This window comes from Flavobacterium sp. ARAG 55.4, assembly GCF_051846875.1.
In the GTDB taxonomy this organism is placed as follows: domain Bacteria; phylum Bacteroidota; class Bacteroidia; order Flavobacteriales; family Flavobacteriaceae; genus Flavobacterium; species Flavobacterium plantiphilum.
In genome coordinates this window covers 364,276-376,326 of sequence record NZ_JBPYCT010000002.1, presented here as the reverse complement: position 1 = coordinate 376,326, position 12,051 = coordinate 364,276, and the positions used below count along the sequence as shown (strand labels likewise).

At 33.5% G+C, this 12,051-nt stretch carries 10 protein-coding genes; 3 read left to right on the top strand and 7 right to left on the bottom strand.

The window, feature by feature from the left end:
• Positions 1 to 214 precede the first annotated feature (214 nt).
• Positions 215 to 2,176, top strand: coding sequence for a transglycosylase domain-containing protein (locus tag ACSV4D_RS03790; RefSeq protein ID WP_439227211.1), 1,962 nt, complete (start codon positions 215 to 217; stop codon positions 2,174 to 2,176).
• Positions 2,177 to 2,380: 204 nt separating this feature from the next.
• Here the strand turns inward: ACSV4D_RS03790 and ACSV4D_RS03785 are convergent, their stop codons facing one another.
• The 3 genes from ACSV4D_RS03785 to ACSV4D_RS03775 all read right to left on the bottom strand — a co-directional run bounded on the left by ACSV4D_RS03785 (position 2,381) and on the right by ACSV4D_RS03775 (position 5,291).
• Positions 2,381 to 3,418 carry an NADP(H)-dependent aldo-keto reductase gene (locus ACSV4D_RS03785; RefSeq protein WP_439227210.1) on the bottom strand — a complete coding sequence of 346 codons (1,038 nt, stop codon included), beginning with the start codon at positions 3,416 to 3,418 and terminating at the stop codon, positions 2,381 to 2,383.
• An 85-nt stretch (positions 3,419 to 3,503) separates the two neighbouring features.
• Positions 3,504 to 4,445: an OmpA family protein gene (locus ACSV4D_RS03780; RefSeq protein WP_408080650.1), complete on the bottom strand. Its 942-nt coding sequence runs from the start codon at positions 4,443 to 4,445 to the stop codon at positions 3,504 to 3,506.
• An 81-nt stretch (positions 4,446 to 4,526) separates the two neighbouring features.
• The gene (locus ACSV4D_RS03775; RefSeq protein ID WP_439227209.1) at positions 4,527 to 5,291 is read right to left on the bottom strand and encodes an exodeoxyribonuclease III; all 765 of its coding nucleotides are present in this window, start codon (positions 5,289 to 5,291) and stop codon (positions 4,527 to 4,529) included.
• Between the two features lie 138 nt (positions 5,292 to 5,429).
• On the opposite strand from ACSV4D_RS03775, the gene ACSV4D_RS03770 reads away from it, so the two are divergent.
• Positions 5,430 to 7,241, top strand: a complete 1,812-nt coding sequence (locus ACSV4D_RS03770; RefSeq protein WP_408080646.1) for a GNAT family N-acyltransferase — start codon at positions 5,430 to 5,432, stop codon at positions 7,239 to 7,241.
• Positions 7,242 to 7,279: 38 nt separating this feature from the next.
• Here ACSV4D_RS03770 and ACSV4D_RS03765 read toward each other — a convergent pair whose 3' ends face one another.
• The 3 genes from ACSV4D_RS03765 to ACSV4D_RS03755 form a co-directional block, all read right to left on the bottom strand.
• On the bottom strand, positions 7,280 to 7,561 hold the full coding sequence (locus tag ACSV4D_RS03765) for a TM2 domain-containing protein (RefSeq protein WP_408080644.1): 282 nt from the start codon (positions 7,559 to 7,561) through the stop codon (positions 7,280 to 7,282).
• A gap of 129 nt (positions 7,562 to 7,690) precedes the next feature.
• Entirely contained in the window at positions 7,691 to 8,209 is a 519-nt protein-coding gene (locus tag ACSV4D_RS03760; RefSeq protein WP_439227208.1) for a DUF805 domain-containing protein, read from the bottom strand.
• 89 nt (positions 8,210 to 8,298) lie between these two features.
• Positions 8,299 to 9,243: a 2-hydroxyacid dehydrogenase gene (locus tag ACSV4D_RS03755; RefSeq protein ID WP_439227207.1), complete on the bottom strand. Its 945-nt coding sequence runs from the start codon at positions 9,241 to 9,243 to the stop codon at positions 8,299 to 8,301.
• 521 nt (positions 9,244 to 9,764) lie between these two features.
• Between ACSV4D_RS03755 and ACSV4D_RS03750 the strand changes: the two genes are divergently transcribed.
• A complete protein-coding gene (locus ACSV4D_RS03750; protein ID WP_439227206.1) occupies positions 9,765 to 10,820 on the top strand; it encodes a glycoside hydrolase family 43 protein in 1,056 nt (351 codons plus the stop codon).
• Between the two features lie 91 nt (positions 10,821 to 10,911).
• On the opposite strand, the gene ACSV4D_RS03745 is transcribed toward ACSV4D_RS03750, so the two are convergent.
• Positions 10,912 to 12,048: a DGQHR domain-containing protein gene (locus ACSV4D_RS03745; protein ID WP_439227205.1), complete on the bottom strand. Its 1,137-nt coding sequence runs from the start codon at positions 12,046 to 12,048 to the stop codon at positions 10,912 to 10,914.
• Positions 12,049 to 12,051: the final 3 nt, after the last annotated feature.

Here is a 12,051-nt window from a genome sequence, read left to right as displayed (position 1 = left end):
GACGAACTGCAATTAAGCATAATGAATTGCAATTTATACTAATCTGAACACATTTCTAAAACACAACAAAAAAACTTCTTACAAAACACTAGATAAACTTTTAAAGCCATCAAACTTCTTCATTCACTCAGACTTTATTAAACTTTAGATAAAGAATATCAATGGAATAAAAAAAGTTATTATTTTAGCTCATCGCCAAAATGCGCTTCCATTGATGAAAACCCAAAAACAAAAAATATTTTTAATTCTGAAAATACTTATTGCTGTTATTCTAATTGCAGTTATTGGAATTTTCATTTTTAGAGAAACACTTTTGCAACAAGCTATTGCAAAAACAACTAAGAAAATAAAAAGCGATTATAACAGTGAATTTTTAGTCAAAAACGCCCATTTTGAAGGACTTTCCGGAATCAATCTTACAGATATCACTTTAGTTCCAAAAAACGCCGACACTTTGTTCCATATTCAAAAAATGAGAACTTCTGTCAACATCTGGCGTTTGCTGCTGGGTGATGTTCAGTTAGGAACTTTAGAAGTCAAAAATGGCTACATCCAACTTACTCAAAAAGGAAAAATCAAAAATTTTGCTGCTTTTTTAAAAAGAAATAAAAACGAAGAAAACAGTACCAATAAGAAAGATTATGCTTCTTTTACTTATCGTATTATTTCAAAAGTACTGAATTTAATTCCGACTGATATGGAAGTCGAAAATTTGAAATTCAAACTTGACGACAACGGAAAAAAAGCAACAATTGATATCAAAAAATTAGTATTATTAAACAAAGAACTGGAAACTTCGATTCATGTAAAAACAAATACTTTTGGCCAACGCTGGAAAATAAAAGGTTTTGCTGACCCCAGAAATCAAAAAGCCGATCTCCGCTTCTTCAACATCGATACCGGAGCCATAAAGGTTCCTTATTTTGATGAACGCTACAATCTTATTTCCAGTTTTGATTCTATTCGATTAAACATCGAAAATATTGATAAAAGTGGAGGCGAGCTTCATATTGACGGCTTTACTTCGATTGCTAATTTAAAAATTAATCATGCTAAAATTGCCCGAAAAGATGTGTTGATTAAAAATGCACGTTTTGATTATCGCCTGCTTTTAGGTTCTGATTTTATTTCTGTTGACAGCAGTTCAACCGTGCAGTTTAACAAAGTGAAATTTCACCCATATTTAGCTTACAAAACCGAGGAAGATACCATTTACAAACTCAAAGTGAACATTCCAAAAATAAAAGCCCAGAATTTTATCAGTTCGCTTCCGGACGGTTTGTTTACGCATTTTGAAGGCATGGAAGCTGAAGGGAGTTTTTCATATAATCTGGATTTTGAATACAATAAAAACAAACCAGATGATTTAGTTTTTAACAGCGACATAAAAAAAGAAAACTTAAAAATTACGCGCTACGGTGAAGCAAATCTGAATAAATTAAATGGCGAATTCATGTATCGCGCTATCATCAATAATGTATTGCAACGTCCGGTGCTTGTAGGAATGGCGAATCCTTATTTTACACCTTTGGAGCAAATCTCTCCTTATTTACAAAAATGTGTTTTAACTACCGAAGATCCTTCGTTCTTTTCGCATCACGGTTTTATCAATGAAGCTTTCAAGCAGTCGATTATAAAAAACATTAAAACAAAGAAATTTTCCCGTGGTGCCAGTACCATCAGCATGCAGTTAATTAAAAATGTTTTTCTGACCAGAGAAAAAACTTTATCCCGAAAACTGGAAGAAATTCTATTGGTTTACATCTTAGAAAACAATCGAATTGTGAGTAAAGAACGCATGCTGGAAGTGTATTTTAATATTATCGAATGGGGACCAAACGTGTACGGAATTGGCGAAGCCAGTCAGTTTTATTTCCAGAAAATCCCTGCCGATTTGACTTTCAACGAATGTCTTTTTCTGGCACGGATTATCCCAAGTCCGAAAAAATTTATGTACCAATTTAATGACGAAGGAAACTTAAGAGAATCGGCTATGAATCAAGTTTCTTTTTTAACAAATCTGATGATTCGACGAGGATTGCTTACCGTTGAAGATACCATTTTTAAAAAGGAACAAACTATTCTAACCGGTCCGGCAAAATCATTACTTCGTATAAAAGAAAAAGACACTACAGTGCTTGATTCTTTGAAAGTAAGTGATGAATTTGAGTTTTAAAATTTAACCCCGAAGTCAACAGAGAAGTCACAAAGTTTATTAAGGTTTTTCGAAACAAATTTTTAAGAATCATATTAGGATTATTTTTAAAAAAAATAAACCGCAGGTTCGTAGATTATAAATTGTAATCTGCGAATCTGCGGTAAATAATAACTTAATTTCTCTTTGTGTAAATCTTTGTCTTCTTCGTGGTCAGAGAAAAATTCAAGGTGCAGGATCAGGAATAGCAGCATGCACCGCATTGATTTCGTTGATAATTTCTTCCGAAAGAACTAAATCAATAGAAGCAATGTTTTCTTTTAACTGTTCCAAAGTGGTTGCTCCAATAATATTACTGGTTACAAAAGCTTGTTGGTTTACAAAAGCCAAAGCCATTTGAGCTGCTGACAAACCATGTTTTTCGGCAATTGCAACATATTGTTTTGTTGCTTCCGTGCTTTGGGCACTGCTATATCTTGAAAATTGCGGAAACAATTTAATTCGGGCATTGGGATGATTTTCACCAGCTAAAAATTTACCTGACAAAGTACCAAAAGCCATTGGTGAATAAGCAAACAAACCAATGTTTTCTCTGATACAAATTTCGGCAGAACCTGCTTCAAACTGACGATTTAATAAAGAATACGGATTTTGAACCGTTTTAATTTTAGGTAAATTGTGATACTTGCTTTCTTCGAGAAAACGCATAATTCCCCACGGAGTTTCATTAGAAAGCCCAATGTGTTTAATTTTCCCTTCTTTGACAAATCCATCCAGAGTTTCTAAAACCAGACGAATATTATCTTCCCAGGCATCATTCTCTGCAACAAATCCTCTTTTTCCAAAAAAATTGGTTTTTCGTTCCGGCCAGTGCAATTGGTACAAATCAATATAATCTGTTTGTAAGCGTTGCAGGCTTTTATCCAAAGCATAATTTAAACTCGCTGGCGAGAAATCGTTTTTCTCACGCATGTAGCTAAAATTAGGATTGGGTCCGGCAATTTTTGAAGCCAAAACAATTTCTTCTCTCTTACCTGATTTTTTAAACCAGGTTCCAAGGATTTTTTCGGTACTTCCATAGGTTTCTTCCCGTGCAGGAACAGAATACATTTCGGCAGTGTCAAAGAAGTTTACTCCATTTGCAACAGCATAATCCATTTGGGCATGACCATCAGCTTCGGTATTTTGTTGTCCAAAAGTCATGGTACCCAAGCATATTTTACTCACTTTTATATCCGTATCGGGCAAAGTAGTGTATTTCATAAAGTATAAAAATTATAAACCAAAAGTCGTAAAACTATAAAGCTGACTATTTTATAACTTTACGACTTTCGATTATGAGAAAAATTTAATCAATTTCGTTTAACATTTCGGCTATTTCGTCTAATCGTGGCGTTAGGATAATTTCGATTCTACGATTCTTCGCTTTTCCTTCTGCCGTATCATTTGTGGCTAACGGAGAGAATTCTCCTCTTCCGGCAGCAGTCAGATTCTTTTTATTTATCGCTCTGTTTTCGCTTAAAATAGCAACAATTGCAGTAGCCCTTTTAGTCGATAAATCCCAGTTATCAGCAATAGGTCCGGAACCGCCATAAGGATCATTATCAGTATGTCCTTCAATAAGAACGGCAATATCAGGATTATCAGCCAGAACTTTTCCTAATTCCACTACCGCTTTTTTACCTTCCGTACCCACTGACCAGCTTCCGGAATTGAAAAGTAGTTTGTTCTCCATAGACACATAAACTTTGCCGTTTTTTTGCTCCACGGTCAGTCCTTTACCTTCAAATCCGTTTAAAGCATTTGACAGGGTTTCTTTTAATTTTCGCATTGTTGCTTCCTTAGCAGCAATCTTGTCTTCCAGTTCTTTTAAACGTTGCGCGTTTTTATTCAGTCGCTCCTGCTCTACAGCTAATGCTTTCTCCTTTGCTTCTAATTCAGCTAATAAATCACGATTTTTTTTCATATTAGCCTGCAAGGCCTCGTTACTGTTTTTTTCTAAAGCATTATAGGAATCCTGTAAACGGTCTATTTTTTCATTCAGTGCTTTTTGATCAACAGCTAGTTTATCTCGCTCTGATTTTAGTTTTTCCAAATTCTTTTCTAAAGCATCTTTATCAGACTCTAATTGATTTTTAGCTTTTAAAAGACTTTCGTTTTCATCTGACAGGCTTCTGTTTTCTTTCTTCAAATCTGTATACTTATTCTCTAAATCAGTATATATTTTCTTTGAAACACAAGAAGTCGAAAGTGCTAAAACTAATAAGCCTAAGGAAATTTTTTTTATCATTTTATTTAATTTTATTTGAATCAAATTATTGCTCTTTTTACATTGCAATTGCAATAATTATTCTAATTGCTATTAATTAATTTATTCAATATCTACAAGAATAGGACAATGATCAGAATGTTTTGCTTCGGGTAAAATCAGTGCCTTTTTAATTCTGTCTTTTAATGGCTCGCTCACCAAACAATAATCAATTCTCCAGCCTTTATTATCCGCTCTTGCAGTTTTTACCCTTACAGTCCACCAGGAATAATGTCCCGGTTCTTTATTCAAATGACGAAAACTGTCAACAAATCCGTTTTTCATAAAAGCATCAAGCCAGGCACGTTCTTCGGGAAGGAAACCTGAAACTTTAGCATTTCTGACAGGATCATGAATATCAATTGCTTCATGACAAATATTATAATCCCCACAAATAATAAGATTGGGAATCTCGTTCTTTAAATCAGTTATATAATTTTGAAAATCATCCATAAACATGAATTTATGGCTCAGTCTTTCAATATTAGTTCCTGATGGCAGGTAGAGACTCATCACCGAAAAATCATCAAAATCCACACGAACCGTTCGTCCTTCGAAATCCATATGTTCAATCCCCGTGCCATAAACCACATTGTTAGGTTTTATTTTGGACAAAATAGCAACTCCGCTATAACCTTTTTTAGTTGCCGGAAACCAGTAATGATACGGATAACCCGCTAATTCAAAATCCAGTAACGGCAATTGATCCGGTGTAGCTTTAATTTCCTGAAGGCAAACCACATCAGGTTTTGACTGTTCTAACCAATTGATAAATCCTTTTGAAATTGCTGAACGGATTCCATTCACATTATACGATACAATTCTCATTTAATTTGTTTTTAGGTTTTCAAAAATACTAAAAATAAAAAGCTCCTCACATAAAAACTTTAAAATCCGGGAAAGCCCATAGCCGGATAATGGAGTTTTTTTCTATCTTTGTTTTTCGCTCAAAAAATAAAAAAATAAATGGGTTTAGTTACCGCCAAAGAAGTTGCTAAAGCAATTAATGTTGAGAAATACGGGGTCTTAGGGACTTTTTCCGGTTGGTTATTAATGAAAGTGCTTAAGATTTCTACACTCAATAAAGTATACAATCGCAACAATCATTTAAAAGAAATTGACTTTTTAAATGGAATTGTTGATGATTTACAAATTAAATTTGAAATTCCCGAAGAAGACTTTAAACGATTGCCTAAAGACGGTGCTTATATTACTATTTCAAATCATCCATTAGGAGGAATTGATGGTATCCTGCTATTGAAATTAATGTTAGAGAAAGAACCTAATTTCAAAATTATCGCTAATTTTCTTTTGCATCGCATAAATCCTTTGAAACAATATATTATGCCTGTAAATCCTTTTGAAAATCATAAGGATGCCAAATCAAGTGTTTTAGGAATTAAAGAAACCCTACGTCATTTAAGTGATGGAAAACCTCTTGGAATGTTTCCTGCCGGAGAAGTTTCCAGTTATAAAGACGGACAGCTTATTGTAGACAAACCCTGGGAAGAAGGCGCCATAAAAGTTATCAGAAAAGCGCAGGTTCCTGTAGTGCCTATTTATTTTCATGCTAAAAACAGCCGTCTTTTTTATATTCTGTCTAAAATAAGCGGCACATTACGAACTGCTAAATTGCCTTCGGAACTTTTTAGCCAGAAGAACCGCGTGATTAAAGTGAGAATTGGCAAACCGATTTCGGTTGCTGAGCAAAATGAATACGAAAGTATTGAATCGTACTCCGAATTTTTAAGAAAAAAAACCTATATGCTTGCTAATCCTTTTGAAAAAGAAAGCAAGCTACTGACACCTTCTAATTTAAAAATTTCCAGAAATCCTAAAGAAATTGCAACTCCTGCAAATGAGGAAAAAATCATTTCGGAAGTAAAAGCATTAAGGGATACTGATTGCCGATTGTTACAAAGCAAAAACTATGAGGTTTTCTTTGCTGGGGCAAACAAGATTCCAAGTATTCTACATGAAATAGGACGTTTACGTGAAATTACTTTTAGGGAAGTGGGAGAAGGAACAAATGAATCTATTGATTTGGACAAATTTGACCAATATTACCACCATTTATTCTTATGGGATGAAGAGGCTAAAAGAATTGCCGGTGCCTACAGAATGGGATTGGGTTCAGAAATTTATCCTAAAAACGGTATTGAAGGTTTTTACCTGAATGAACTTTTCCGATTTGAACCTGAATTGCACGAAATGATGCACCAATCCATTGAAATGGGACGTGCGTTTATCATTAAAGAATACCAGCAAAAACCAATGCCGTTATTTCTGCTCTGGAAAGGAATCATTCATACTACATTGCGTTTTCCGGAACATAAATACCTTTTAGGAGGCGTGAGTATTAGTAATCAGTTTTCGGATTTTTCAAAATCCCTGATGATTGAATTCATGAAATCCAATTATTATGATCCTTATATTGCACAATACATTCATCCTAAAAAAGCATATAAAGTAAAACTAAAAGATGCCGACAAGGATTTCATATTCAATGAAACGGAAGCTGATTTGAATAAATTTGACAAAATTATTGATGAATTGGAGCCCGGTATATTACGTTTGCCGGTTTTGATAAAAAAATACATCAAGCAAAATGCCAAAGTGGTTGCTTTTAACGTAGATCCTTTATTCAATAACGCTGTAGACGGTTTAATGTACATTAGAATTGCCGATATTCCGGAAAGCACTATGAAACCCGTTATGGAAGAATTCCAGGCTGAACTGGAACGAAAATTTAATGAAAAAGGAGAATATCCTATATAAACAAAAAAGTCTCTGCAATCAGAGACTTTTTTGTTATTTTAAAACCAGGGTTTTCGCCCCAGCTGATAGGTTCTGTAAAATTCTTCATCGGATTTAGTCAAATAAATAATTCCTTCGATAAGCCCTAATAATCCGGTAAGAGTGCCAAAAGTAATCAGGCTTAAAAAAAGCCAAATAATTCCTTGCTTGGTATACCCCAATAAAAATTTATGAATTCCAAAAGGACCCAAAAGTATCGCTAACAGACCGGCGGCTAATTTTTTATTATCTTCCGGATAGGGTTGCGGATGGTTCCAATGTTCGTATTTTGAATTTTCCATAATCATCCATTTAATTGATTATCATCCTATAAAATTAGGAAATTATATCGAAATGAAGATATAAAAAAAGCCTCAATCTGAATTTTATAATCAAGACGAGACTTTTTATTTAAAATTTTAAAAAATCAACTATAATTGAGAAGTGCCTATTTCATTAATTTCAGCAGCATCATTTTTAGGATCAGATCCATATTTATTCGGCCCTTGGTCTCCTTCAGTGCAATATAAAACTAACATCCATATAGACATTGCCAATACAACTAAAAGTGGAGCAAAAAAAGCAACCCCAAGAGAGCTCATAGAAAAATTTCCTGACATAAATACCGAAAATCCGGAAACTACCATCACTATAACTGAAATGAAAATTATTCCATAAAAAAGCAATAACAGCTTGCCGCTTTTACCAATATCATGAAGCCTTCTTACAGAGACAGCTAAACCCGGTACAAACACAGCCAGATTATATAAACTACCCAAAACTCCAGAATTAGAACTCCCTAACTTAAAACCTAAAACATTGTCTAATACACTTAATATTGTACCAATAATTACATTAGCCAATATGAAATACCAGTATTCACTTCTTCTGGCTCTTCCACTAAAATTTGCATAGTTTTCGAAAATTACTTTTTTGTACCATTCAATCATAATTAATAATATTTTTAGTTAGTTAATCCTACTTTAGGATTTAGGTTACTAATATATGAATTTTACAGAAAAATAGTACTGCCGATTATTTAAAAATATAACTTTTTAATCTTATCCACAATTACCTGCGCTAAACCTTCATGGCTTTCAAATGTCCAGCCCGCTACATGAGGCGACAACAATACATTATCCGCTTCTAATAAATACTGAAAAGCTTCCGGTGTAGTTTTATCCTGAAATAAAGTTTCGAATGAAAGTTTTTCATATTCCAGTACGTCTAATCCGGCACCTGATATTTTCCCGGACTGTAGTGCCTTAACCAAATCAGCTGTTACAATATTTTTTCCTCTCGAAGTATTAAAAATCCAAAATGGTTTTGCAAAAGCATTAATATATGCTGTATCAACCATTTTGTCCGTTTCCGGTGTCCAGGGAAGATGCAGACTCAAAACATCCGTTTTTTTTTGTAATTCAGCTAATGAGACCTGTTTTGCATGAGCATCGCCAACATTTTCTTTGATATCATAACAAAGTACCTCAACATCAAAACCTCTTAATTTTTTAGCAAACCATTTGCCCATATTGCCGTAACCAACAATTCCTACCGTTTTTCCGTCCAGTTCATGACCACGATTGCTTTCTCTGTTCCAATGCCCGGAACGAATTTCTCTGTCAGCCCGGTTCAGATTATTAAAAAGCGACAAAATCATTCCCAGAGTATGTTCGGCAACCGCATTTCTGTTTCCTTCAGGAGCGGCGATTAACTGAATATCTTTAGCAGAAGCATATTCACAATCAATACTTTCTAAACCGGCACCTACCCTTGCTATAAATTGCAGCTTTGTAGCTTTGTCAAGGAAGTGTTTATCTATCTTAAACCGGCTCCGGATGACAATCCCATGATAATCCTGAATTTTTGATTCGATAACTTCTTTAGACGAAATAAAATCTTCATGATTTTCAAAACCTAATTCCTGCAATTGCTGCATTAAAATGGGATTATTACTGTCTATGTGGAGAATTTTGATACTCATAATAGTTTTAAATTGAGTCTCCAAAAATAACAAAAAACCATTTCTAAATTTAAATAAACTTAGAAATGGTCTTGTGTTGAATTAATCAAACCTAAAAGTAGTTTTTTACATACGCTGTTCTTTACGGATTACTTTCTTAATATCTGATTACTTTTTCATCTCCAAATAAAAATCTGGAAATCTTGTCATAAAACATGTTGAATAACTTTTTCATAATAATATATTTTTTAAACAGTTAAAAATTAAATCATTAACAAGAAAAGTCAGGATAGCCGGGGTATGTTTTCTATAAAATTACAGCTATTTTTATAAATTTAAAAATAACGGCAGTAATATTCGACGTAAAGCAAATTTCATAGACAAAACACATGATAATCAATATTTTATATTATTTTATTTACAAATATTGTATACCGTATAACCAATGAAGTAATTCTTTAAAACCTATAAGAAATCTTAAATATTTATATATTTGTAAACAAATGTGTTTTTTACATTTAACAAAACCAATTATAAAAATAATGAATATTATCACAAACCTCATCCGTCACTTCGTGTTAGGCTGTCTGATCCTCCTGGGAATGACCGTGCATTCGCAAAAGCTAAAAAAGAACCAATTTGACAATCCATTAGCATTGCAAAGGGCAGATCCATTTGTAACTAAAACAACTGACGGTACTTACTATTTTATCGCAACAGCACCGGAATATGATCGCATTGAAATTAGAAGTTCAAAAACAATTAACGGAATTAAAGAAGCAAAGCCCATTGTTGTGTGGCGTAAACACAATAAAGGCGTTATGGGAAATCACATTTGGGCACCTGAACTGCATCGGATTGATGGCAAATGGTACATTTATTTTGCAGCAGGATCAGCGGAAGAAAAATGGAAAATTCGCATCTATGCTTTGTCAAATCCTTCTGAAGACCCAACAAAAGGTGAATGGAAAGAAGAAGGTCAGATTGTAACAAATAAAGATGTCTTTGCTTTAGATGCTACTACTTTTGAGCATAACGGGCAGCGTTACCTTATTTGGGTAGACAGAGGTCCCGGAAATGTGGTAAATACCAGTCTGTATATTGCTAAAATGACCAGTCCAACAACTGTAGATGAAAAACAAGTGGTAATCAGCCAACCAGATTATGATTGGGAAATGCACACTTACAAAGTAAATGAGGGACCGGCTGTATTAATCAGAAACGGAAAAGTATTTTTAACTTTTTCAGCTAGTGCTACTGACTCGACTTATTGCATAGGTTTGCTTTGGGCAAAAGAAGATGCCGATTTACTGGATCCAAAATCGTGGAACAAACTGGACAAACCGGTTTTCTTTACGAATGAAAAATTCAAACGCTACGGTCCGGGACACAATAGTTTTACTGTAGCAGAAGACGGAAAAACCGATGTGATGATTTACCATGCCCGTGATTATGAAAAAATTAAAGGAGACGCCTTGTCAGACCCAAACCGTCACACCCGTGCCAGAGTAATAAAATGGACTAAAGACGGTATGCCTGATTTTGGTCAGGAATTAGACGACAATGAAATGGCTTTGAAAACAAAGAAAAAGAAATAATTACCTTTTAGTTATATTAAAAAAAGGCCTCTCAAAAATTATTGAGAAGCCCTTTTTTGTGTTTTCTAAATAGTGATTTTTACTCTAATATTTATAATCCACTTTGTGTTTTTAAATCATTATATAAAGCACTTTGTCCAATTCCACCAGGAACATATTTTTGCCTATTAAAATCATTTTCTTCAAGATCAATTAAATCAAAGATTGATTTAAATTCTTCTTTAGTAATTACTTCATCACGCTTATTGAAACTTAAATACGCAAGTTTAAAAAATCTCATTAACGCAATAAATCCTGTAGATTTATTTAAAATATTATTATTTGCTGGTTCATTCCATGCTATAGGCCATTTTTGTTGAACTGCCCAAAAATAATTCCATATTATTTGTGCAATTTTAATATCGGTTTCATCATCAATGAAAATGTTTCTTAAAAAAAGTCTATCAGCTTCTTTTGGATCTACATATTCAAGCTTAGCATGTTTTTTTTCTTTATTTCTTCTGTAGAAATCTCTATCTGATTGTTTATCTTTAGTTATATATTTAAGTAAAGACTCTACGAAAGTCGATTGAGTAATTGTTTCAGAACTTGAATCTGCATTACCCAATATTTTTATTTTATTATAAAATGGGCTTCCTTCTTTATTATTTAAAGCTCTAGCTATATTATGTCCTGTCTTTTGTGGGCTTCTGGATTCAGCAAATGCGAAAAGATCCGTAACAAGCGATCCACTTACATTTCTTTGTTCTTTATTTATTGTTGCAAATACAATTGCCTGATCTTCAAGCTCCATATCTATGTATATGGTGACAATTAATTCAAAAGTACCACGTGATTGATTATAATGTTCAAATCCAGCAATTCTGTGCTGACCATCAAGAACTTTTGCAATGTCATCTTTGTATAAAATTCTTAAAACCCCTTCGTTTTCAATGTATTTTGCATTTTCAGAGGAGATGGATAGTATAATACTATTAGGAAATGTAGCATCAACTAAATTAACATATTTACCAATTTCATTTTTAGCTCTTTTAGTATCTAATTTTCTCTGGATACCAATGTAATCTTCTACTTCTCGGTTTTCTGAACCTTCAGATAAACGACGAACATCTGCATATGTAATTTTTTCAAGATCTTCACTATCAATAACTCCGATAAACATTTGTCCTATTGGCTGTGTGGCTTTAATACATTTAATATCTATAAATTGTTCGTTAATAACTTCCATAAT

What these genes read in the sequence shown, in the direction of transcription:
- ACSV4D_RS03750 (WP_439227206.1), top strand. Translation starts at nt 9,765, where the DNA reads ATGAATATTATCACAAACCTCATCCGTCACTTCGTGTTAGGCTGTCTG.
- ACSV4D_RS03765 (WP_408080644.1), bottom strand. Translation starts at nt 7,561, where the DNA reads ATGGAAAATTCAAAATACGAACATTGGAACCATCCGCAACCCTATCCG.
- ACSV4D_RS03770 (WP_408080646.1), top strand. Translation starts at nt 5,430, where the DNA reads ATGGGTTTAGTTACCGCCAAAGAAGTTGCTAAAGCAATTAATGTTGAG.
- ACSV4D_RS03790 (WP_439227211.1), top strand. Translation starts at nt 215, where the DNA reads ATGAAAACCCAAAAACAAAAAATATTTTTAATTCTGAAAATACTTATT.
- ACSV4D_RS03785 (WP_439227210.1), bottom strand. Translation starts at nt 3,418, where the DNA reads ATGAAATACACTACTTTGCCCGATACGGATATAAAAGTGAGTAAAATA.
- ACSV4D_RS03760 (WP_439227208.1), bottom strand. Translation starts at nt 8,209, where the DNA reads ATGATTGAATGGTACAAAAAAGTAATTTTCGAAAACTATGCAAATTTT.
- ACSV4D_RS03755 (WP_439227207.1), bottom strand. Translation starts at nt 9,243, where the DNA reads ATGAGTATCAAAATTCTCCACATAGACAGTAATAATCCCATTTTAATG.
- ACSV4D_RS03745 (WP_439227205.1), bottom strand. Translation starts at nt 12,048, where the DNA reads ATGGAAGTTATTAACGAACAATTTATAGATATTAAATGTATTAAAGCC.
- ACSV4D_RS03775 (WP_439227209.1), bottom strand. Translation starts at nt 5,291, where the DNA reads ATGAGAATTGTATCGTATAATGTGAATGGAATCCGTTCAGCAATTTCA.
- ACSV4D_RS03780 (WP_408080650.1), bottom strand. Translation starts at nt 4,445, where the DNA reads ATGATAAAAAAAATTTCCTTAGGCTTATTAGTTTTAGCACTTTCGACT.